23 protein-coding genes and 1 tRNA gene are annotated in these 21,249 nt (G+C 67.0%); 10 read left to right on the top strand and 14 right to left on the bottom strand.

The genetic code is table 11. The annotated features are described in order from the left end of the window. Positions 1-8: 8 nt before the first annotated feature. Positions 9-347, bottom strand: coding sequence for a P-II family nitrogen regulator (locus tag HTY61_RS16170; protein ID WP_175277766.1), 339 nt, complete (start codon positions 345-347; stop codon positions 9-11). 272 nt (positions 348-619) lie between these two features. After that, positions 620-1,492 carry an acyl-CoA thioesterase II gene (tesB, locus tag HTY61_RS16165; protein ID WP_175277765.1) on the bottom strand — a complete coding sequence of 291 codons (873 nt, stop codon included), beginning with the start codon at positions 1,490-1,492 and terminating at the stop codon, positions 620-622. Positions 1,493-1,590: 98 nt separating this feature from the next. On the opposite strand from tesB, the gene HTY61_RS16160 reads away from it, so the two are divergent. Then, on the top strand, positions 1,591-2,865 hold the full coding sequence (locus HTY61_RS16160; protein WP_175277764.1) for a ubiquinone biosynthesis hydroxylase: 1,275 nt from the start codon (positions 1,591-1,593) through the stop codon (positions 2,863-2,865). Positions 2,866-2,868: 3 nt separating this feature from the next. On the opposite strand, the gene HTY61_RS16155 is transcribed toward HTY61_RS16160, so the two are convergent. The 5 genes from HTY61_RS16155 to HTY61_RS16135 all read right to left on the bottom strand — a co-directional run bounded on the left by HTY61_RS16155 (position 2,869) and on the right by HTY61_RS16135 (position 6,051). Then, positions 2,869-3,459 carry a TetR/AcrR family transcriptional regulator gene (locus tag HTY61_RS16155; RefSeq protein ID WP_175277763.1) on the bottom strand — a complete coding sequence of 197 codons (591 nt, stop codon included), beginning with the start codon at positions 3,457-3,459 and terminating at the stop codon, positions 2,869-2,871. A gap of 45 nt (positions 3,460-3,504) precedes the next feature. Beyond that, the gene (locus HTY61_RS16150) at positions 3,505-3,708 is read right to left on the bottom strand and encodes a Trm112 family protein (protein WP_175277762.1); all 204 of its coding nucleotides are present in this window, start codon (positions 3,706-3,708) and stop codon (positions 3,505-3,507) included. A 16-nt stretch (positions 3,709-3,724) separates the two neighbouring features. Continuing rightward, the gene (locus HTY61_RS16145; RefSeq protein WP_175277761.1) at positions 3,725-4,399 is read right to left on the bottom strand and encodes an LON peptidase substrate-binding domain-containing protein; all 675 of its coding nucleotides are present in this window, start codon (positions 4,397-4,399) and stop codon (positions 3,725-3,727) included. A gap of 87 nt (positions 4,400-4,486) precedes the next feature. Then, on the bottom strand, positions 4,487-5,491 hold the full coding sequence (gene trxA, locus HTY61_RS16140) for a thioredoxin (protein ID WP_175277760.1): 1,005 nt from the start codon (positions 5,489-5,491) through the stop codon (positions 4,487-4,489). Positions 5,492-5,529: 38 nt separating this feature from the next. After that, complete coding sequence (locus HTY61_RS16135) at positions 5,530-6,051, bottom strand: prolyl-tRNA synthetase associated domain-containing protein (RefSeq protein WP_175277759.1); 522 nt, start codon at positions 6,049-6,051, stop codon at positions 5,530-5,532. A 172-nt stretch (positions 6,052-6,223) separates the two neighbouring features. Here HTY61_RS16135 and HTY61_RS16130 point away from each other — a divergent pair. Continuing rightward, a tRNA-Gly gene (locus tag HTY61_RS16130) sits at positions 6,224-6,298 on the top strand. A 46-nt stretch (positions 6,299-6,344) separates the two neighbouring features. On the opposite strand, the gene HTY61_RS16125 is transcribed toward HTY61_RS16130, so the two are convergent. Genes HTY61_RS16125 through HTY61_RS19555 form a run of 3 tightly spaced genes read right to left on the bottom strand, consistent with a single transcriptional unit; the run spans position 6,345 to position 12,209 of the window. Further along, the gene (locus tag HTY61_RS16125; protein ID WP_246272837.1) at positions 6,345-9,728 is read right to left on the bottom strand and encodes an error-prone DNA polymerase; all 3,384 of its coding nucleotides are present in this window, start codon (positions 9,726-9,728) and stop codon (positions 6,345-6,347) included. Beyond that, positions 9,725-11,182 carry a Y-family DNA polymerase gene (locus HTY61_RS16120; RefSeq protein WP_246272836.1) on the bottom strand — a complete coding sequence of 486 codons (1,458 nt, stop codon included), beginning with the start codon at positions 11,180-11,182 and terminating at the stop codon, positions 9,725-9,727. The genes HTY61_RS16125 and HTY61_RS16120 overlap by 4 nt, the downstream gene beginning before the upstream one ends. A gap of 40 nt (positions 11,183-11,222) precedes the next feature. Then, positions 11,223-12,209, bottom strand: coding sequence for an ImuA family protein (locus HTY61_RS19555; RefSeq protein ID WP_246272835.1), 987 nt, complete (start codon positions 12,207-12,209; stop codon positions 11,223-11,225). Positions 12,210-12,426: 217 nt separating this feature from the next. Here HTY61_RS19555 and HTY61_RS16115 point away from each other — a divergent pair, with 217 nt between their 5' ends. Continuing rightward, positions 12,427-12,849, top strand: coding sequence for a metallopeptidase family protein (locus HTY61_RS16115; protein ID WP_175278600.1), 423 nt, complete (start codon positions 12,427-12,429; stop codon positions 12,847-12,849). A gap of 55 nt (positions 12,850-12,904) precedes the next feature. Here the strand turns inward: HTY61_RS16115 and HTY61_RS16110 are convergent, their stop codons facing one another. The 3 genes from HTY61_RS16110 to HTY61_RS16100 form a co-directional block, all read right to left on the bottom strand. Further along, positions 12,905-13,492: a DUF1194 domain-containing protein gene (locus tag HTY61_RS16110; protein ID WP_246272834.1), complete on the bottom strand. Its 588-nt coding sequence runs from the start codon at positions 13,490-13,492 to the stop codon at positions 12,905-12,907. Positions 13,493-13,602: 110 nt separating this feature from the next. After that, positions 13,603-13,809: a DUF1737 domain-containing protein gene (locus tag HTY61_RS16105; RefSeq protein ID WP_175278598.1), complete on the bottom strand. Its 207-nt coding sequence runs from the start codon at positions 13,807-13,809 to the stop codon at positions 13,603-13,605. Between the two features lie 15 nt (positions 13,810-13,824). Next, positions 13,825-14,706, bottom strand: a complete 882-nt coding sequence (locus tag HTY61_RS16100; RefSeq protein WP_175277756.1) for an HpcH/HpaI aldolase/citrate lyase family protein — start codon at positions 14,704-14,706, stop codon at positions 13,825-13,827. A 157-nt stretch (positions 14,707-14,863) separates the two neighbouring features. Here HTY61_RS16100 and leuD point away from each other — a divergent pair, with 157 nt between their 5' ends. The 5 genes from leuD to leuB all read left to right on the top strand — a co-directional run bounded on the left by leuD (position 14,864) and on the right by leuB (position 18,657). Continuing rightward, positions 14,864-15,469 (top strand): 3-isopropylmalate dehydratase small subunit, encoded by a 606-nt coding sequence (gene leuD / locus HTY61_RS16095; protein ID WP_175277755.1) that lies wholly within the window; start codon positions 14,864-14,866, stop codon positions 15,467-15,469. Positions 15,470-15,606: 137 nt separating this feature from the next. After that, complete coding sequence (locus HTY61_RS16090; protein ID WP_175277754.1) at positions 15,607-15,861, top strand: phosphopantetheine-binding protein; 255 nt, start codon at positions 15,607-15,609, stop codon at positions 15,859-15,861. Beyond that, positions 15,862-17,082 carry a beta-ketoacyl-[acyl-carrier-protein] synthase family protein gene (locus HTY61_RS16085; protein WP_175277753.1) on the top strand — a complete coding sequence of 407 codons (1,221 nt, stop codon included), beginning with the start codon at positions 15,862-15,864 and terminating at the stop codon, positions 17,080-17,082. Next, positions 17,079-17,462: a RidA family protein gene (locus tag HTY61_RS16080; RefSeq protein WP_175277752.1), complete on the top strand. Its 384-nt coding sequence runs from the start codon at positions 17,079-17,081 to the stop codon at positions 17,460-17,462. The genes HTY61_RS16085 and HTY61_RS16080 overlap by 4 nt, the downstream gene beginning before the upstream one ends. A gap of 88 nt (positions 17,463-17,550) precedes the next feature. Continuing rightward, complete coding sequence (leuB, locus tag HTY61_RS16075) at positions 17,551-18,657, top strand: 3-isopropylmalate dehydrogenase (protein WP_175277751.1); 1,107 nt, start codon at positions 17,551-17,553, stop codon at positions 18,655-18,657. A gap of 63 nt (positions 18,658-18,720) precedes the next feature. Here the strand turns inward: leuB and HTY61_RS16070 are convergent, their stop codons facing one another. Then, the gene (locus tag HTY61_RS16070) at positions 18,721-19,386 is read right to left on the bottom strand and encodes a hypothetical protein (RefSeq protein ID WP_175277750.1); all 666 of its coding nucleotides are present in this window, start codon (positions 19,384-19,386) and stop codon (positions 18,721-18,723) included. A 217-nt stretch (positions 19,387-19,603) separates the two neighbouring features. Here HTY61_RS16070 and HTY61_RS16065 point away from each other — a divergent pair, with 217 nt between their 5' ends. Continuing rightward, entirely contained in the window at positions 19,604-20,638 is a 1,035-nt protein-coding gene (locus HTY61_RS16065; protein WP_175277749.1) for an aspartate-semialdehyde dehydrogenase, read from the top strand. A gap of 146 nt (positions 20,639-20,784) precedes the next feature. Further along, a complete protein-coding gene (locus HTY61_RS16060) occupies positions 20,785-21,225 on the top strand; it encodes a MarR family winged helix-turn-helix transcriptional regulator (protein ID WP_175277748.1) in 441 nt (146 codons plus the stop codon). Positions 21,226-21,249 lie beyond the last annotated feature (24 nt).

The following is a 21,249-nucleotide window of genomic DNA, read 5'->3' as shown; positions in this document are numbered from 1 at the left end:
CTCGCGCCCTAGAGCGCTTCGGAATCGGTCTCGCCCGTGCGGATGCGCACGGCGTGGTCGATCGTGTAGGTGAAGATCTTGCCGTCGCCGATCTGGCCGGTCTTGGCCGCGCCGGAGATGACTTCGACCACCTTCTCGACCATGTCGTCATCGACCGCGAGTTCGACCTTCAGCTTCGGCAGGAAGCTGATGGCGTACTCCGCTCCGCGATAGATTTCCGTGTGCCCCTTCTGACGCCCATACCCCTTCACCTCGGTGACGGTCAGGCCCTGGACGCCAAGCCCGGTGAGGGCTTCGCGCACCTCATCCAGTTTGAAGGGCTTGATGATGGCCATGACTATTTTCATGCGCTGTGTTTCCCTTTTTCGACATCTGCCGCCAGCCGGGACCGGCGAACTGGGTGCAGCGCGACAAAAGCTGCCGGACGCTGTCACGCATTCTCAATCAAGCGGCGTGCCAACCGGGAAAAAGACCGGAAAAAAAGGGAAAGCGACGGCATGCGGCACGCCCGACATGCAACGTCAGGCGCACCAGTGCACAATCATTGGGCAGTCGGCCAGAAATGCACGAAAATTGACCACGCCCTGCCGGAAAGCCCGAACGGCCCCGGTGGACGGCCTTACTTCGACTCGGGGCGCAGCCGGATCAGCCCTTCCTGGGCCACGGAGGCGACCAGCGTGCCGTCCCGGGAGTAGATCGAGCCCCGGGTCAGGCCGCGGGCGCCCGACGAGTTGGGGCTGTCCTGCGAGTAGAGAAACCAGTCATCGAGCCTGAAGGGACGGTGAAACCACATGGCATGGTCGAGGCTGGCCACCTGGAGGTCGCGGTCGAAGATCGAGCGGCCGTGCGCAAACAGCGAGGTGTCGAGCAGCGTCATGTCGGAGAGATATGCAAGCACGGCGGATTGCAGCGCGCGGTCGTCCGGCACCGGCCCGGTCATGCGGATCCAGACATTCTGCTTCGGCGGCAGCTTTTCGCGCGTCATGTAATGCGTCAGCGAGACCGGCTTGAACTCGATGGGCCGTTCGCGCTGCCAGTATTTGCGCACCGCGTCCGGCACCTGGTCGATGAACTGGGCGATCAGCTCCTTTTCCGACAGCAGCGTCTCCGGCGCCGGAATTCCCTCCGGCATCTCGATGATGTGCTCCAGCCCTTCCTCGTCCACCTGGAACGACGCCGACAGCGAGAAGATGGCATGGCCATGCTGGATCGCCACGACGCGGCGGGTCGCGAAGCTTCTGCCATCGCGGATCCGGTCGACCTCGTAGATGATCGGCACGGACGGGTCGCCGGGCCGCATGAAGTAGCAATGCAGCGAATGGACCTGCCGGTCCGGCTCCACGGTGCGCTGCGCGGCGACCAACGCCTGGCCGATCACCTGGCCGCCGAAGACCCGCTGCCAGCCCGATTGCGGGCTGCGACCGCGAAACAGGTTGTGCTCCAGCGTCTCGAGGTCGAGTATGGAAATCAGTTCCTCAACGGCAGATGACATCGGCACGGTCCGGTTTTACTGGTGACCGGGCTTTGCTACAGGGGAACCAGCACAAGTCAAGATAGCGATACGTCAACGTACCGCGCACGGAGACAACCATGGCTGCAGCCGCGAAACGCAAGACCGCGACGAAACGCGCAAGCGGGGATCCAGAAACCCTTGACGTCCTTGTCGCCGGTGCCGGCTATGTCGGCCTGGCAACGGCGGCCGCGATCGCCCATGCCGCACCGCATCTGGCGATCCGGGTGGTCGATCCCGCCCCGGAGGGCGTCTGGAAGAACGACGCCCGCGCCTCGGCCATCGCCGCCGCCGCCATACGCATGCTGGAGGAACTCGGCTGCTGGAAGGACATGCTGCCCGAGGCCGAGCCGATTCGCGAGATGATCGTCACGGACAGCCGGACCGGCGACCCGGTCCGCCCCGTCTTCCTCACCTTCGACGGCGAGGTCGCGCCGGGCGAGCCTTTCGCCCACATGGTGCCCAACGTGACGATGAACGGCGCGCTGCGCGAGAAATGCGATGCGTGCGGCGTGACCGTCTCGCAGGGCGTGGCCGTGTCCGCCTTTTCCGAGGAGACGCCGGGCGCGCCGCTGACCGCGACGCTTTCCGACGGCTCCACCGTGAAGACCCGGTTGCTCGTCGCCGCAGACGGCGCGCGCTCCGCGCTGCGGGCGATGGCCGGCATTCGCACCGTGCACTGGGACTATGGCCAGATGGGCATTGTCGCGACGATCGCGCATGAACGACCGCACGAAGGACGCGCCGAGGAACATTTCCTGCCGGCAGGCCCCTTCGCCATCCTGCCGCTGAGGGGAAACCGGTCCTCCATCGTGTGGTCGGAGACGAGGGAGAACGCCGAGCGCCTTCTAGCCGCCGACGACTTCACCTTCGACATCGAACTGGAAAAGCGTTTCGGTCTGCACCTGGGCGAGATCCGCGTCGAGGGGCAGAAGCGGGCCTATCCGCTTGGCCTGACGCTTGCGCGCGATTTCGTCAGGCCCCGCTTCGCGCTGGTCGGCGATGCGGCGCACGGCATCCATCCGATTGCCGGCCAGGGGCTCAATCTCGGCTACAAGGACGCCGCCGCCCTCGCGGAGACGGTGGTCGAGGCGGACCGGCTCGGAATCGATATCGGCCAGCTCGACGTGCTGCAGCGCTACGAGCGCTGGCGCCGTTTCGACACCTGGCAGATGGGCGTCACCACCGACGTGCTGAACCGCCTGTTCTCCAACGATTTCGGGCCGCTGCGCACCATCCGCGACATTGGACTGGGCCTCGTCGACCGCATGCCCGGCATGAAGAGCTTCTTCATAGGCCAGGCCGCGGGCCTTTCCGGCCCGGCGCCGCGCCTGTTGCGCGGAGAACCGATCTGACGCCTAGCCGCCGGCGATACCCAGCATGCGCTCCATGCGCTTGAAGCATTCCGCCAGCACCGGCGCCGCGCCCAGCGCATAGGCCAGAGCAATCGATCCCTGCCAGTCGGCGATCGCCGCACGCGCCCGCGACAGGGCGATCGCGGGCCTCAGTCCCGCGCGGCCAAGTTCCGTCGCCAGAAAGCCGGTAAGCAGCGAGAAACTTTCCGCCGCCCGCGCGGCCTGGTCCGGCATCTCGGGCCGGAAATCGCGCACGGCGCGCGAGATCGGGCAGCCGTGCTGAAGCCGGCCCTGTTGCGCCGCCTGCAGGCGCGCGACAAGCAGCCGCAGCCTTTCGCGCGGCTCCGGCGTTTCGGCGCGAACCTCCTCGATCAGGGATTCTGTCTGCTGCACGAAGAGATCGGCCACTGCCCCGGCGAGTTCGGCCTTGGTCTTGAAATAGTAGTAGACGTTGCCGAGCGGCACGCCCGACGCCCTGGCGATATCGGCAAGGCTCGAAGCCTCGAAACCGCGCGTCCAGAACAGTTCCGCGGCCGCGAGCACGAGCGCCTCGCGCCTGGCCTCTCCCCGTCTTCGCCTCGAACCGTCCGTCAATTGCCGCCTGTCCCGAATCGCTTGCGAACCGAGCCTAGCGCAGGATCAGTCATTGTCGAGCGAACGGGCCTCGGACGGCAGCAGGATCGGCACGCCGCCGCGAACCGGGTAGGCCAGTCTCGGCTTTTCCGAGACAAGTTCGCACCGCTCGCGGTCGAACCGTAGCGGTCCCTTCGTCAGCGGGCAGACAAGCAGTTCGAGCAGTTTCGGATCGATGTCCTCGCCGCGCTCCTCGTCCTTCTCCGTCATCGCCGTCCCTTCGCGCCTATTGCAGCGTCTTGCCGAGATCGTCGTTGTCGCGCGCCAGCGCCATTTCGGTGATCGCGATCAGCGTTTCGGCGCGGGATTTCAGGTCGGGCGCCTCCAGCAGCGCCTGCTTTTCCGCCGGCCCGTAGGGCGACATCATGGACAGCGCGTTGACCAGCGTGTCGTTGCCGGCGCGCCGGACGCTTTCCCAGTCGGCCTCGAGGTCATTGGCTTCGAGATAGGCGCGGAACACGCGCAGGAGTTCCTCCCGGTCGACCGATGCGCCAGCGTCCGGGCTGTCGTCGAGATCGGATATGAAGGGCGTGATGCGGCACTGGCGGTAGGGCGTGCGCACGGCAAGCTCCTCGGCGACCCGGAAGCGGCACACGCCGTGCAGAGAAATGAGATACCGCCCGTCGCCGGTCTCGGCGAAGGAGGCGAGGCGCCCCAGGCAGCCGACCGCGCAGAGTTCCGGCTTGTCCGGGTTCTCGCACGCGCCCGAGAATTGCGGCTGGATCATGCCGATCAGCCGGTTGCCGCGCAGCACCGCATCGACCATTTCCAGGTAGCGCGGCTCGAACACGTTGAGCGGCATCTGCCCGCCGGGCAGCAGAAGTGCCCCGGCAAGCGGAAAGACCGGCACCGTTTCCGGGAGGTCGCGCGCCGTGCGGTATGTCACGTTTCCGGCCTGCATTGTGCGATGCGAGTTCTCCCTTGGCTGTGTCGCCTTTCCGAATCTGGTGCACGGACCGAGGAACTCAAGCCCCGCCCGCGCCGCCGGTCAGCGAAACAGCATGCTCGAAAGCTTGCGGCGCGCCTTTACCGTCGCCGGATCGGTCGGGCCCCATGCCTCGAAGAACTTCAGCAATTCCTTGCGCGCGCCGTCGTCCCGCCACTCGCGGTCGGCGCGCATGATTTCCAGCAGGAGGTCCGCCGCGGCCTCGCGGTCGCCGGTGGCATTGCGGATCTGCGCCAGGTCGAAACGCGCGTCGTGGTCGTCCGGATTGCCGGCCAGCCGCCGCTCCAGCTCGGCGGGATCGCCGAGTCCGGCGACCTTCTCCGCCAGTTCCAGCCGCGCCCTGACCGATGCGAGCTCGGCCGATTCCGCGATGGATTCCGGCGCCTGCGCGATCATCTGCCTGGCCTTGTCGGTCTCGCCCGCATCGAGCAGCATGCCTGCCAGGCCGGCATAGGCTGCCGCGTTGTCCGGCACCTGCTGCAGGATCATCTGGTAGATCTGCGCGGCCTGGTTGACGTCACCCGCCTCGCGCGCCGCATTGGCCGCCTCCAGCGCCTGCCCGACGGCCTGCTCCTGCGAATCGCCGCCCGCTCCGGCCACGAGCCGCTTGATGAATTCCTCGATCTGGGTCTCGGGGACCGCGCCCATGAAGCCGTCGACCGGCTGGCCGTTGTGGAAGGCCACGACCGCTGGAATCGACTGCACGCCCATCTGGCCTGCGATTGCCGGATGCTCGTCGATATTCATCTTGACCAGCTTGACCTTGCCGCCCGCCTTGCGGACAGCGGCCTCGATGAGCGGCGCCAGCTGACGGCACGGACCGCACCACGGGGCCCAGAAGTCGACCAGCACCGGCTGGTTGCGCGATTCGGCGATCACGTCCTGCTGGAAACCGGCCGTCGTCGTGTCCTTGACCAGGTCGCCGCCTGCCGCGCCGCTTGTCGCCGGTTGCGCGGCGCCGTTGCCCGCGTCCGCGCCGCCGAACTGGACATTCTGTGCGCCATAGCCGCCCTGGCCGCTCGCGAACGGGTTATCCTTCGCACTCATTGTCGTATTCCTTTGCACATGGTGCCGTTGCTGCCCGACTATGTCGCGCCTTCGGATGCAAGTTTCAAGATATGTAGGGCGTGGCCCGTCGCCTCGACGAACCGCTTCATGTCCTCGGTGGCGATCGACGTGGTGGCGTCGTTGGTCAACGGGTGGGCATTGATGACCTCGTGGCGCATCAGTGCCTCGTCGAAGATCAGCGTGACGGCATTTCCGGTATCGTTGATGACGCCGAAAGCCGTGACCGCGCCGGGAATCACGCCGAGATATTCCATGAGCCGTTCCGGCTTGCCGAAGGAGACGCGCCCGCTGGCACCGATCACCGTGTGGATCGTCTTCAGGTCGACCACAGCGTCCTCTTCGACGGTGAGCAGGAAGTGCCGGCCCTTCTTGTCTCTCAGGAACAGGTTCTTGGTGTGCCCGCCGGGGATCTCGTCGCGAAGCGCCTTCGATTCCTCCACCGTGTAGACGGGCGGGTGGTACCTGGTTGTCACCGCGATTCCCAGTTCGTCGAGGAATGCGAACAGGTCGTCGCGGGTCTTCGGTGTGGTCGCGCTCATGGAAATACCCGTTTCTTCTGGCGGTCTGTCGGTGCCTGCTTAAGCGCCGGCGCCGCCGCATGGCAAGCCGCGCAGGCGGCCTGCGGCGCGAAATCGCATTCCTGCAAAATTTGGTGTTGCATTCGCCGGACGCTTGCGGCATAGAGCGGCCCAGCCGGTTTCCGGCAGCCGAGCGGGCGTAGCTCAGGGGTAGAGCACAACCTTGCCAAGGTTGGGGTCGTGAGTTCGAATCTCATCGCCCGCTCCAGTTTCTCTTTCGATGCAAGCCCCGGTCTCCGGGGCTTTTTGTTTTCTCAATGAAAGTTCCGTCCCTTCGGCATCGCCTTGGCCGGGGCCTCGCCGCGCAGCTGCGGCGCGTCCCTCAGCAGCCGCGCCAGCCGCGAGCGGGATTTCAGCGTGTCGCGGATCTCGATCACCGGACGGCGCACCTCGTCGGCATTGGCAAGCCCCGCATCGCCGATGTCCATGTCGCAGGAATCGTCGCGCTCCAGCTCGCCCAGCAGCGGCGTCAGGTCCTCGATCCTGTCGGCGACGACATGGATCACGCCCATCTCGTTCTGCAGCCTGCCGGAAACCCGCACCAGCCGCGAGCCCAGCACCAGCGCCCGGTAGCGCTCGAAGGTCTTCGGCCAGACGATGACATTGGCGACCCCGGTCTCGTCCTCCAGCGTCATGAAGATGACGCCCTTGGCCGAGCCGGGCCTTTGGCGCACCAGCACCAGCCCGGCGACATCGGCGCGCCGGCCGCTTGCCATGGCGTCCAGCCTTTCGTGCCGGAGCACGCCCATCGCGTCGAGCCGTTTTCTCAGGAAGGAGACCGGATGCGCCTTCAGCGACAGCGACAGGTATCGGTAGTCGTGCACCACCTGCTCGCCGGGCGGCATGGGCGGCAGGGCGACCTCGGCTTCCCCGTGAATCTCGATGCCGGCCTCGTCCGGGTCGCTGCGCGCGTCGGGCCGCTCGAACAGCGGCAGGTGCTCCTCCGCCGAAGTGTCGTCCAGCGCCCTGACCGCCCACAGCGCCGCGCGCCGGTCGAGCCCGATGGAACGGAATGCATCGGCGTCGGCCAGCCGCTCGATCTGCGCGCGTTTGAGGCCGGAACGCAGCCAGAGATCCCGCACCGAGTCGTAGCCCGCACCGCGCCGTTCGACGAGGCGCGCCATCTCGTCCTCGCGCAGGCCCTTGACCTGCCGGAAGCCGAGCCGCACCGCCTTTTTCGTCTTGATCGTGCCCGCCATCTCGCGATGGCGCGGCGCGATCCGCGCCGCCGTCTCCGGCTCGTCCCCATCACGGTCCTCCAGGCTGCTGTCCCAAAGGGAGGCGTTGATGTCGACCGGGCGGATCTCCACGCCGTGCTCGCGCGCGTCGCGCACCAGCTGCGCCGGCGCGTAGAAGCCCATCGGCTGGGAATTTAGAATCGCCGCGCAGAACACGTCCGGGTAATGCGCCTTCAGCCAGCACGAGGCATAGACCAGCAGCGCGAAGGAGGCGGCGTGGCTTTCCGGGAATCCGTATTCGCCGAAGCCCTCGATCTGGCGGAAGCAGCGCTCGGCGAATTCGGCCTCGTAGCCGTTCGCCACCATGCCGTCGATCATCTTCTGCTGGAAGGTGTGGATGGTGCCGACCCGCCGGAAGGTCGCCATGGCGCGGCGCAGCCGGTCGGCCTCGCCCGGCGAGAAGCCGGCGGCGACGATGGCGATCTTCATCGCCTGTTCCTGGAACAGCGGCACGCCGAGCGTCTTGCCGAGCACCTCTTCCAGCTCCCGGCTCGGATAGGTGACCTTCTCCTTGCCCTGCCTGCGCCGCAGATAGGGATGCACCATGTCGCCCTGGATCGGTCCGGGCCGCACGATCGCCACCTCGATGACCAGGTCGTAGAAGCAGCGCGGCCTGAGCCTCGGCAGCATTGTCATCTGCGCCCGGCTTTCGATCTGGAACACCCCCAGCGTGTCGGCGCGGCAGATCATGTCGTAGACTTCGCTCTCCTCCTTCGGGATGGTGGCCAGCGTCAGCTTGCGGTCGTAATGCAGGGCGAGCAGGTCCAGGGCGCGGCGGATGCAGGTGAGCATGCCGAGCGCGAGAATGTCGATCTTGAGAATGCCGAGGGAATCGAGGTCATCCTTGTCCCACTCGACCATGGTTCGTCCGTCCATCGCCGACCTGGTGATCGGCACCACCTCGTCGAGCCTGTCCCGCGTGATGACGAAGCCGCCGACATGCTGCGACAGGTGCCGCGGAAAGCCCATGATCTCGCTCGACAGTTTCAGCACGTTCCGTGTCGTGCGATCGGCGAGATCGAGGCCCGCGGCCTTCGCCTCGCGCTCGCCGAGATCGGCATTCGACCAGCCCCACACCGAGCCGGAGATCGCCCCGGCGACATCCTCAGACAGGCCGAAGGCCTTCGACACCTCGCGCGCCGCCGAGCGCGCCCGGTAGGTGATGACGGTCGCGGCCAGCCCGGCGCGGTCTCGGCCGTATTTTTCGTAGATGTACTGGATCACCTCCTCGCGCCGCTCGTGCTCGAAATCGACGTCGATGTCCGGCGGCTCGCGCCGCTCCGGCGAGATGAAGCGCTCGAACAGGAGGTCGGTCAGCGCCGGGTCGACCTCGGTGATGCCGATGCAGAAGCAGACGGTGGAATTGGCGGCCGAGCCGCGTCCCTGGCACAGGATGTTCCGCGAGCGGGCAAATCGCACGATGTCATGCACGGTGAGGAAATAGGGCGCGTAGTCGAGCTCGGCGATCAGCTTCAGCTCGTGCCGGATCTGGGCCGCGACCTTGTCCGGCACGGTCTCTCCGTAGCGCGTCCGCGCGCCCTCCCAGGCCAGCCGCTCCAGCGCCTCCTGCGGCGAGGCGCTGTCGCCATGCGGCTCTTCCGGATACTGGTAGCGCAATTCGTCGAGCGAGAAATCCAGTTCGCCGAAAAAGGAAAGCGTCTCGGCAACGGCCTCGGGCGCGGCCCGGAACAGCCGCGCCATTTCGTGCGGCGGCTTCATGTGCCGTTCCGCATTGGCCGGCAGGCGGTAACCGGCCTCGCCGAGCGGAACATGCTCGCGGATCGCGGTCAGCACGTCGCCCAGCGGCCGGCGGGCGCGCTCGTGGTAGAGCACCTCGCCGACGGCCATCAGCCGGACGCCGGCGGCACCGGCCAGCGCCCGCGCCGCTTCCAGCGTCGCCCGGTCGCGCCCGTCATAGGACGGCGCGAGCGCCAGGCGCACCGACCGCCCGAAGGCCGATTTCAGGTCCTGCAGGAAGGAAAGGCAGTTCTCGTCAAGCGCTGTGGGCTTCGGCAGAACGGCAAGGGCAAGACCGGCTCCCCATTCCATCAGGTCGCCGCGCTGCACCAGCGGCGCCCCCTTCTCGCCGCGCATGTTTCCCGCTGTCAGCATGCGGCAGAGCCGGCCCCATCCTGCCCGGTTCTTCGGATAGGCGAGCACGTCCGGCGTGCCGTCACAAAAGACCAGCCGCGCACCGGGACGGTATTCGAGCTCCGCCTCCTTCGCCGCCATGTGGGCGCGCACCGTGCCGGAAACCGTGTTCCGGTCGGCCAGCCCGAGCCCGGCAAGGCCGAGGCGCTTCGCCGTCACCGCCAGTTCCTCCGGATGCGACGCGCCCCTGAGGAAGGAGAAGTTCGAGGCGGCAGCAAGCTCCGCATAGCCGGGACCGGCATCCGTCACGCGAACATCCCGTGCATGAACCATTGCGGCTGCGCGCCGCGCCCGGCCGGGCCGTAAAGCCCCCTGCGGAACAGCCAGTAGCGCCGGCCCTCCTCGTCCTCGACGCGATAGTAGTCGCGCGGATCGGGAGCCAGGTCCTCCGGCGCGTCGGCCGTCCACCATTCGCCGCCGATCCGCTCCGGACCCTCCGCCCTGGCCACCCGGTAGAGTGCGCGCCGCCAGCGAAAACGCTGCGGCGGCCCCTCCGGCACGCCGGCGACGACCTCGACCGGCTCGGGAGCGGAAAGCAGCCGCGCCGGACGCGGCGCGGCGGGCTCCGGGGCTTGTTCACCAGCCGGCGAATCCTTTCGGTTGCCCGTGACCGGAACCCGCCTTTCCGCGCGCTCCGGGACATGGCTTTCGACCGGCTCGATCCGGCGCACCGGGTGCCGCCCGTCCGTCACCGCACCGCCGCCGAGCCGGGCGGCGATGCGGTCGAGCAGCAGGGCCAGGTCGGGATTGTCGTCCTCGCCGGTCTGCGCGAAATCGCCCTGCCGGCAGGAAATCTCGCCCGTCGCCAGCACGTTCAGCCGCACCACGTCGAAACCGTGGCCGGCATCGAAGCCGTCACCGACGCCGGCCAGCCGCTCGCGGAACAACCTGACGACGGTTTCCGGGTCGCGCACCGGCCGAGACGCCCCGACGCAGAGGCGGTGGACCGCGCCGTCGACGCGGAACAGCGTGTATTCCAGCGCCCGCGCGCCGAGACCGCGGCGTTCGAGATCCTCCTTCAGCCGCATCGCCAGCGACAAGAGCAATTGTTCGACATCTTCGACGCGCCCGACCGGCTCGGCAAGCCGCCGCTCCGCCGACAGGGCCGGCACCGGCAGGCGAGGGGAAATCGCCTCTTCGACCGCGCCGAGCGCCTGGTCGAGGCGCAGCAGGCATTGCCGCCCGAACCGGCGGGCCAGGGGCGCCCGCGGTGCGGCAGCGAGCTGGCCGACGGTCTTCAGGCCGACCTTGGCGAGCCCGGCCAGCGTTTCGGCATCAAGCCTGAGCGCGGCAAGCGGAAAAGGGGCGAGGACGGGCGCCTCCGCGCCCTTCTCGATCACGAGCGGCGCGGGCGCGAAGCGGGCCGCTGCCCAGGCCGCGCCGGGTGTGGGCGCAAGCGCCGCGCGCACGGCGATCCCCTGTTCGTGCAGCCTCGCCATCAGGTCGGAAAGCAGCCCCTGCTCTCCGCCGAACAGGTGGGCGCAGCCGGAGATGTCGAGGAACAGCCCGTCCGCCCCGTCCGGCGCCACCAGCGGCGTGTAGCGGTCGCACCAGTCGGCGACGGCGGCGAGCAGGCGGCGATCGGCCTCCGGATCGGCGGGAACGATGTCGAGTTCCGGGCAGGCGGCACGGGCATCCGCCAGCCCCTGGCCCCGACACAGGCCCAGCGCCTCGGCCGCCTCGTCGAGGGCGGCAATGCGCATGGCGCCCTTCTCCTTCTGCGCGGTCACCAGAGGCCGCGTGTCAGGCGCCGTCTGCCGCCATGCCTTTCCGTGCCGGCCGCGCGCTATCCGGTCCGTCGCCAGGTAGGGGAAGTTCAGTGCCAGGATGCGCCGCGCCGCGGGGGAAGCCGACGACGGTTCCCCTTGCCGCGCCTGCCGTTCCTGCAGCGGACCGTGCGCGTGCCCTGCCTGCCTGTCCGGTGAAGAATGAGCGTTCATGGCTGTTCCAGTGCATGATGTGGGTCCGCCCGGCGGGACCGGCCTTGTTCTTCTCGATCGTCACGGCAAAGCCCGGCGGACCGATGCCCCCGGGAACGGCACGTTCATGCGCCGTGCCCGCCAGCACGAGCGCCGGCGCCGACGGGGCGGGACCGACGACCAGGCGCAGGCACGCCGCGCTCGCCTCGATCGCCGCCGACTGGCGCAGCAGCAGCACCGGCCGCCCGGAGATCTGTGCCCGGCGGGCAAGCCGCCGCGTCTCGCGCAGGCCGAAGGCCTTGGCATTGCCGCGCATTTCCAGCACGGTGGCGGCCAGGCCGCGCGTGCGCGCAGCCTCCTCGGCGATCCACAGCGCATCGGCGAGCGTCCGCGGCTCCACGATCAGCAGGCGCTCCGGCGCAAGCCCGAAGGCGGCAAGCCCGCGCCCGTGCGGCACCCCGGCCTCGGCGAAGGTGCCGGGCGCGCCGATCCACAGAACGGGATCGCGCCCGAGAAAGGCGGGCGCACCGGCCAGTGACAGCAGGCAGGCGGCAAACCCGGCGGCAAGGCCGGCATCGCGGGCCTGCGATGCGTGGATCTCGGTCAGCGCGGCCAATGCGATGCCGCCGGCAATGTCCCGGTCGAAATCACCGGCGCCCGTCACCAGCAGGGCGTCGCGGTCAGCGGCGCGCCCGGTAGACCAGCCCGCGGCGGCATTGGCATCTGCCGGGGCGGCCTTCTCGATGGCTGCGATCTGCCGGCGCAGCGACAAAAGCGCCGCCTGCGCCGTGGCGCGGGATTCTGGCGCCATGGCGTTCGTCCTGTCCGATTCGTTTCAGGGCCTGCCGGGCCGCATTCGGTCGCGCCTGCCCGGCTTGTTCTTTATTTGTTCTCATATTGATTCCGCCAAACCGCTCCGGAGTCAAGCGGACGAAAAAGAATTTATTCCTGAAAGTCCGCGCCCGTTCTTGCCCTCTCGCACATGGCGCAAAGACACTATATAGAGACCGGCTATGAAGACGCAGACCATGGACCGCACCGACCAGAGCGGCGACTGGGCCGACAGGCTCTCCCCCGACCTAGCGACAATCGAGTCGATCGCGCTGACGGCTTACGCGCACCTGCCGAAGGAGTTCCGCGACCTGACCGCAGACGTGCAGATCGTGGTCGCGGATTTCCCGACCGAGGAAATCAGCGACGATCTCGGCCTGGAGACGCCGTTCGACCTGCTGGGCCTGTTCGAGGGCCGCGGGATCGCCGAACGCTGGAACCCAGGCACAGGCGAACAGGCGAATCGCATCACGCTCTACCGCCGTGCCATTCTCGACTACTGGGCCGAGAACGAGGAATCGCTCGGCGACATCATCACCCATGTGCTGATCCACGAACTCGGCCACCATTTCGGCCTCAGCGATTCCGACATGGAGGCCATCGAGGAGGCTGCGGGGTGAAAAGCCCGCGGATGCAGGAAGCGGGTTCCGCCCCGACGCGGAACCCGGACGAGTCTCACTGCGCTAGGTAGCTCAGCGCCGCGCCCCTGATCTCGCGCAGGAGCTTGCGTTTCATCGCCGCCTCGTAATCGGAAAAATCGCGCGCCACCTCGACGAAGGCGCCGGGGCCGCGGATAACCTCATCGCGGTAATATTCCACCGGATCCGGCATTTCCCCCTCTATGACGAGGCCGTTCACGGTCACGTTCGAATAATCGAAATTCTCGTAGGCGAGTCGCGGCTCGTAGCCCTCGTTGTTCACGCCATCGCCCGACACGTCGACCACGGCGCGGGCGCACCGGAGCGGTGCGCGCGAAAGCCGGATCGCCGCATGGCCGAGCGCATGGCCGAGCGCGGTCGGGAATTCGTCGAAGCCGCGCCGGTGGTTCTCGATGGCCGACGCAAAGGCGAAGACATCCGTCTCGATCCGCAGAAACGTCCACGGCACCACGTCGACCGCCTGGTCGCGCCCGCTCCACTCGAAGGCCATTGCCTGCAAGCCTCCGGCCTGCGTGACCGCTTCCAGGATCACCGGATCGCGCAGGGCCCGGGCGAGACCGCGCATCTGCAGGCGGAATTCCGCGTCGTCGACGCTGGAAGACACGTCCAGCGCCAGGACAAGCGAGAGGCCGCAACGCGACTGCGCCTGCAACGGGCCCGAACACAGGGAAAGAAGGAATGCTATGGCGCCAAGGATCCTTATGCCGTCCGCTCCTACTGCTCGCCGAGCTTCATGGACGGGTCGTAATCCTTGCCCTCGACGATCTTCACCACCGCCTGCGCACAGCGCATCGAATGCGTCTCGGCGTCGAAGGCATACGAAGGCGAACCATGGAGCTGCCAGCCCTTGTTCAGCGCCTCGGTCACCTTGTGGCAGAAGCTGGAATCGTCCGGTCCCGTCAGCAATCGGTAGAGATGCATGTGATCCTGTCCCTTTCACGTTCCGCGCTGCATGGCGGCGAGCGCCAGCGTGCGGCGGGCGTCCTCCAGATGCAAGCGCTCAACCATCCGGCCGTCCAGATTGATGACGCCGACCTCCCTGTTCTCCGGCATGTCGAACGCCGCGACGATGGACGCCGCCTCCGCCTCGCGTTCCGGCGAAATGGCGAAGGCACGGTTGGCCGGCTCGATCTGCAACGGATGAATCAGCGTCTTTCCGTCGAATCCCATCCCGGCAGCCTCGGCGCATTCGGCGGCGAAGCCCCCCTCGTCGCGAAACGCGTTGAACACCGCGTCGATCACGTCGAGGCCGGACGCCCGCGCCGCCACCACCAGCTGCATCAGCAGCGGCTTCAGCGCGTCGCGGCCGGGACCGGGCAGGCGCAGGTCCTTGGCAAGGTCGTTGGCGCCGACCACCAGGCAGTCGAGCCGCGATCCCGGCGTTTCGCCCCATTCGGCGATCCGCGCGACATTGAGGATCGCCTTGGGCGTTTCCATCATCGCCCATAGCCGGATCGCGTCGGCGGCATCGGTCTCCGCCAGCATGTCGGCGACATCGGCCACTTCGGCCGGCACATCGACCTTCGGAACCAGGATGGCATCCGGCCGGCAGGCACGGGCGGCCAGCAGGTCCTCCGGCCCGTATTCGCTCGAAAGCGCATTGATCCGGATGACACGCTCGTGCCTGCTTTCAGGATGGGCGGCGAAATGATCGCGCAGCCTTTCGCGCGCCTCTTCCTTCGCGGCGGGCGCGACGGCATCCTCCAGGTCGTAGATCACCGCGTCGCAGGCGAGCGTCGGCGACTTGGCGACCGCCTTCCCGTTGGCGGCGGGAACATAGAGAACGGAGCGGCGCAGGCGGAGCGGTCGTCGGGTCATGGCTGTTTACCTCGCTGCGGCCTATGCCATTTTCGCGGCGCAGGCCGCAAGTGGCCCAGCCATTGCGCCGATTCGGAAGCTTCCTCCCGGGAGGGCGCTTCATTTTTTCCCCGCGCTTTGCTATCTGCGCACACGGACAATCAAGAAAGCGGTCACAATGGACAAGTTCACCACGCTCACGGGCGTCGCCGCCCCCCTTCCGATCGTCAATGTCGACACCGACATGATCATTCCGAAGGACTACCTCAAGACCATCAAGCGCACCGGCCTCGGCAAGGGCCTGTTCGCGGAGATGCGCTACAACGAGGATGGCAGCGAGAACCCGGACTTCGTCCTCAACAAGCCGGCCTATCGCAATGCGAAGGTCCTCGTCGCCGGTGACAATTTCGGCTGCGGCTCCTCGCGCGAGCACGCGCCCTGGGCACTGCTCGACTTCGGCATCCGCTGCGTGATCTCAACCTCCTTCGCCGACATTTTCTACAACAACTGCTTCAAGAACGGCATTCTGCCGATCGTCGTCAGCCAGGAGGATCTCGACAAGCTGATGGACGACGCCAAGCGTGGCGCCAATGCCACGCTGACAGTCGACCTCGAAGCCCAGGAAATCCGCGGTCCGGACGGCGGCGTCGTGAAGTTCGAGATCGACGCCTTCAAGAAGCACTGCCTTCTCAACGGTCTCGACGACATCGGGCTGACGCTGGCCAAGTCCGCCAAGATCGATTCCTACGAGGCAAAGCTGGCCGAAACCCGGCCCTGGGCCTGACGGACGCCGAATCCGTCCGGGCCCGGCATCACTGGACCTGACGCTGCGGAATTGACACGGCCTCTCCCTTCGGCACACTTGGTGCCGGAACCGGGCTCGGCCATCATGGCCGGCCCCCAGAGAGATCGGAACAGCGCATGACCGCGGCAGTCCAGGACACGACCATACGCATCATCGCCGACAAGGCGGAGCTGGAGCCGGAGAGCCTGACGGCGGACACAGTTCTCGCCGATCTCGACATCCAGTCGCTCGAGCTGGCCGAGGTCATTTTCGACCTCGAGGACGAGTTCGACATCGACATCGAGCTGGACACCGCCAGCGCGTGGGAAAGGCTGAAGACCGTGCGTGACGTGATCGACGCCGTGGCCGGCCTGATCGCGAAGGGCGGCTGAATGGCCAGGCGGCGCATCGTCATCACGGGCATCGGCGGCCTGTGCTGCCTTGGCACCAATGCAACCGACATCTGGCGCGCCATGCGCGACGGCACCTGCGGCATAAGCCCGCTCGCGATCCCCGACAGGCATGACCTGAAGACGGCGATAGCCGGCCAGATCGCCATGTTGCCGGAACACGGTTTCGACAAGCGCCGGACCATGGCGATGGGCCGCTTCGGCCTGCTGGCCGCCCTTGCTGCCGGCGAGGCGCTCGGCCAGGCCGGGCTTGCCGCGGATCGGCGGCCGGACATGCGCATCGGCGCGGTCATCGGCGCCGGCGTCTTTGGCGGAGATGCCATCGAACGGGCCTATCGCGACGTGTTTCTCGAGGGCCGGAAACGCGCCGACATATTCACCGTGCCCAAGGCGATGCCGTCATCGCCGGCCGTGAACGTTTCCATGGTCCACGGCCTGACAGGCCCGGTGTTCGGTGTCACCTCCGCCTGCGCATCCGGAAACCATGCCATCGCCGCCGCGCTCGACCTGCTGCGGCTGGGCCGCGCCGATGCGATCGTGGCCGGCGGCGCGGATGCCCCGCTCACATACGGCGTGGTCAAGGCCTGGGAGGCCATGCGCATTCTCGCCAGGACCGCCTGCCGTCCCTTTTCGGCCGATCGCGAGGGCCTCGTTCTCGGCGACGGAGCCGGAGCGCTGGTGCTGGAGACGATGGAAAGCGCCGAACGCCGCGGCGCGCCGATCCTCGCCGAAGTGGCCGGTGCCGGACTGTCGGCGGACGCGAGTGATATCGTCGCCCCGACGGTGGAGGGGCCGGCCGCCGCGATGCGCGACTGCCTTGCCGATGCCGGACTCGATCCGGCCGATGTCGACTACGTCAATGCCCACGGCACGGCCACGGTTGGCAACGACCGGACCGAGACCCGCGCGATCCGAGCGGTCTTCGGGACCCATGCCGACGCGCTTTCCGTTTCCTCGACGAAATCCATGCACGCCCACTGCCTCGGTGCCTCGAGCGCGCTGGAAGCAATCGCCTGCATTGGGGCGATTCGCGACGGCGTTGTGCCGCCGACGGTGAATTACGGTGAGCCCGATCCGGAATGCGATCTCGACGTCACCCCCAACGAGGCACGCAGGCGCGAGGTGAATGTGGCCCTGTCGAATGCCTTCGCCTTCGGCGGCGCGAATGCGGTGGTCGCCTTCCGGGCCGTTGAGAAATCATGACCGGACGTCGCCTGATATCCACCGGATCGCCCTTCGAGAAGGCCGCGGGCTATTCGCGCGCCGTGGTCCGGGGCGACTGGTGCTTCGTCTCCGGCACCACCGGCTATGACTACGCGACGATGGAAATGCCCGAGGACGTTGCCGCGCAGGCGGAGAACGCGCTCGCCACCATCGATCGGACTCTGGCAGAAGCCGGCTTCGTCCGCAGCGACATCGTCCGCGTGCAGTACACGGTGACCGAGGCGGCCCATGCCGATATCGTGTTTCCTGTCGTCGGCCGCTACTTCGACGGAATTCGCCCGGCTGCGACCATGGTGGTGGCCGGCCTGATGCGGCCGGAGATGAAGATCGAGATCGAGGTGACGGCATTCAGGGGCTGAAGCCGCATCCGACGATCGGACGCGGTTGAATTCCCGCCGTTCTGGTTCTATGCCGTGACCGGCAATTCAACCGATCGGAAGTCCATTCATGACCACGCGTTCCCTATTCCTGCTTCCCGGCGACGGCATCGGCCCGGAAGCAATGGCCGAAGTCCGCAAGCTGATCGCCCATATAAACGAGAAGGAAGACGCAGGCTTCGTCACCGACGAGGGTCTTGTCGGCGGCAGCGCCTATGACGCGCACGGCCAGGCGATTTCCGAAGAGGACATGGCCAAGGCGATGGCCGCCGACGCGGTTTTGTTCGGCGCGGTCGGCGGTCCGAAGTGGGACGGCGTGCCCTACGAGGTACGCCCCGAGGCGGGCCTGCTGCGCCTGCGCAAGGACATGGCGCTCTTCGCCAATCTGCGCCCGGCGATCTGCTATCCGGCGCTCGCCGCCTCCTCCTCGCTGAAGCCGGAAGTGGTCGAAGGCCTAGACATCCTGATCGTGCGCGAGCTGACCGGCGGTGTCTATTTCGGCGAACCGAAGGAAATCGTCGATCTCGGCAACGGCCAGAAGCGCGGCATCGACACGCAGGTCTACGACACCTTCGAGATCGAGCGCATCGCCGGCGTCGCCTTCGAGCTGGCCCGCACCCGGGGCAACAAGGTCTGCTCCATGGAAAAGCACAACGTGATGAAGTCGGGCGTGCTCTGGAAGGAGGTCGTTGCGGCGACCCACGCGGCGAAATATTCCGACGTCGAGCTGACCCACATGCTGGCGGACGCCGGCGGCATGCAGCTGGTGCGCTGGCCGAAGCAGTTCGATGTCATCGTCACCGACAACCTGTTCGGCGACATGCTGTCCGATGTCGCCGCCATGCTGACCGGCTCGCTGGGCATGCTGCCCTCCGCCTCGCTCGGCGCGCCGGATCCGGTCACGGGCAAGCGAAAGGCGCTCTACGAGCCGGTGCACGGCTCCGCGCCCGACATTGCCGGGCAGGGAATTGCCAACCCGATCGCCATGATCGCGTCCTTCGCCATGTGCCTGCGCTATTCCTTCGGCATGATCGCGGAGGCCGACCGCCTGGAGAAGGCGATCTCGACCGTGCTCGACAAGGGCCTGCGCACCGGCGACATCATGTCGGACGGCTGCACGAGGGTGACCACGTCCGAAATGGGCGATGCGGTACTCGAGGCCTATGCCGCAGGATAGCGGCCGGAGCCGTTACGGCGTTCCCCTGCCGGGCCGCGGCGGGGAAACGCGTCGGCTGCCCGGCTAGCGCCAGGTCATGAAGCCGATGGACAGTGTCTTCGGCGATCCGCCGGAAAGGCCGTTGATGCGGAACTGCGAGATCCGCCCCTCGTTGGTCCGTGCGCAGATGTAGGAGCCGACCGGCAAGTCACGGAGCGAAACCCGGTTGCCGGTGTACCGCGCCGTGGCGCAACCGGCCGCACCGCGGTTGGAGCGGTCGCCCACACCGATTCGCGCGCCGTTCTGCGGCACCAGGTAGAGAAGCGATGCCGTTTCCGCCTGGAACCAGAAATCCGCACCCGAGCGGGTGACGGCGCCGCGATCGAGGTCGAACTGGTAGGTTTGGGGGATATCCAGCCTTCCCGTCGCAGCGGTCCGGGCACGCGGCGCGGCAGCACGACAATCGAAGCCGCCCGACACCGCGCGACAACTTTGCCCGCGCGGTGCTTCGCGCTGGATGCTTCCGGCGGCACCGTAAATGCAGAGCAACGCCGGCTTGCCGCCGATATTCTGCACCCTTGTGTCGGAAAGACGGTTGACGATCGGCGTCGTCCACCATCCCCGCGGCAACGGATCCGTGATCGTTCGCCGAGCCTGTTCAAGGGGACAGCGGATCAGTTCGGCTTGTGCCGCACCGGCAGTAGCGGAAATGACAGCTATGGCAGCCGCAAGCCTGGCGAAGTGGCGCATGACATTCCTCCGTGAAGGTGACTTTCACGAAGCCTGGAGGAAGTTCGCAGCCCGCAATGTTGACTTTATCACAGACCTGCCGCAAAACGCGCCCACCATGAGCACCATTGTGTCGAAAACCACGAAGACCGTCTGACCGCTCCGCCCCACACTCTCCCGGGGGCGGGACGAGTGGTGCTTGCCGAAGCAAAGGGGAGAGAGGAGCAGGAAAAGGGCCATGGGCTTTACTATCGCCATCGCAGGAGCGACCGGCAATGTCGGTCGGGAGATGCTGGAAATTCTCGCCGAGCGCGGATTCCCGGCCGACAAGATCGTGCCGCTCGCCTCGCGCCGTTCCATCGGGCAGGAAGTGAGCTTCGGCGACAAGACCCTCAAGGTCCAGGCGCTGGAAAATTACGACTTCGCGGAGGCCGATATCTGCCTCATGTCCGCAGGCGGCAGCGTGTCGAAGGAATGGGCGCCGAAGATTGCGACCAAGGGCTGCGTCGTCATCGACAACTCCTCGGCCTGGCGCTACGACTCGGACGTTCCGCTGATCGTGCCGGAAGTCAACGCCGATGCCGTCGAGGGCTTCTCGAAGAAGAACATCATCGCCAATCCGAACTGCTCGACGGCCCAGCTGGTCGTGGCGCTGAAGCCGCTGCACGACGCCGCGATCATCAAGCGCATCGTGGTTTCGACCTACCAGTCAGTGTCCGGTGCCGGCAAGGACGGCATGGACGAGCTGTTCACCCAGACGCGCGCGGTCTTCGTCTCCGACCCGATCGAGAACAAGAAGTTCACCAAGCGCATTGCCTTCAACGTCATTCCCCACATCGACGTCTTCATGGAGGACGGCTACACCAAGGAGGAATGGAAGGTGCTGGCCGAGACCAAGAAGATGCTCGACCCGAAGATCAAGGTCACTTGCACCGCGGTGCGCGTACCGGTCTTCATCGGCCATTCCGAAGCCGTCAACATCGAGTTCGAGAAGCCGATCACGGCCGACGAGGCGCGCGAGATCCTGCGCGAGGCGCCGGGCTGTCTCGTCATCGACAAGCATGAGGACGGCGGATACATCACCCCCTACGAGAGCGCCGGCGAGGATGCCACCTATATCAGCCGCATCCGCGAGGACGCGACGGTCGAGAACGGGCTCAACATCTGGGTCGTATCCGACAATCTGCGCAAGGGTGCAGCGCTCAATACCGTCCAGATCGCCGAGCTGCTGGTCAATCGCCACCTGATCCAGCCGAAGAAGCAGGCGGCCTGATCCGCCAGGCGGCGAATGCACGTCCGGGGCCGGGCCGGTTGCGGTCCGGCCCCGTTTCATGCGGGCCGGGCGTCCCGCGTGATGGTCGGGCGAGGAATGCCCGATATGGACTGGAACCGGTAGGTTGATATCAATATGTTTGGCTCATGTCCGAATCCAGCACCCTGCCCCATAAAACGACGCTCGAGGTCCGCGATACCTGCCTGTGCCTTCACCTGCAGCGCGCCGCCCGCGCGATCGCCCGCCGATTCGACGAGACCTTTCGCCCCCTCGGCCTGACCAACGGACAATTCTCCATCCTGATGTCGCTCAACCGGCCAGAACCGCCGATGATGGGCGATGTCGCAAGGCTTCTCGCCCTCGACCGCACGACACTGACGGCAAACCTCAAGCCACTGGAGCGCCGCGGCCTCGTTGAAGTCACGCCCGACTCTGCCGACCGGCGCAGCCGCCGCCTGAAGCTGACGGGGGAAGGTAAAGAGCTGCTGGCGCGGGCCTATCCGGCGTGGCGCGAAGCGCATGCGGAAATCGACCGTCTTCTCGCCGATCCAGACCGCCTGCGCGCCGAACTGCTGCGCCTGACCTGATCCGGACATGAAAAAGGCCGGCGG

Origin of the sequence: Oricola thermophila, assembly GCF_013358405.1 — a bacterium.
Lineage (GTDB): Bacteria > Pseudomonadota > Alphaproteobacteria > Rhizobiales > Rhizobiaceae > Oricola > Oricola thermophila.
Note: the sequence above shows the minus strand (reverse complement) of the source record. Positions and strands in the feature narration are given on the sequence as shown.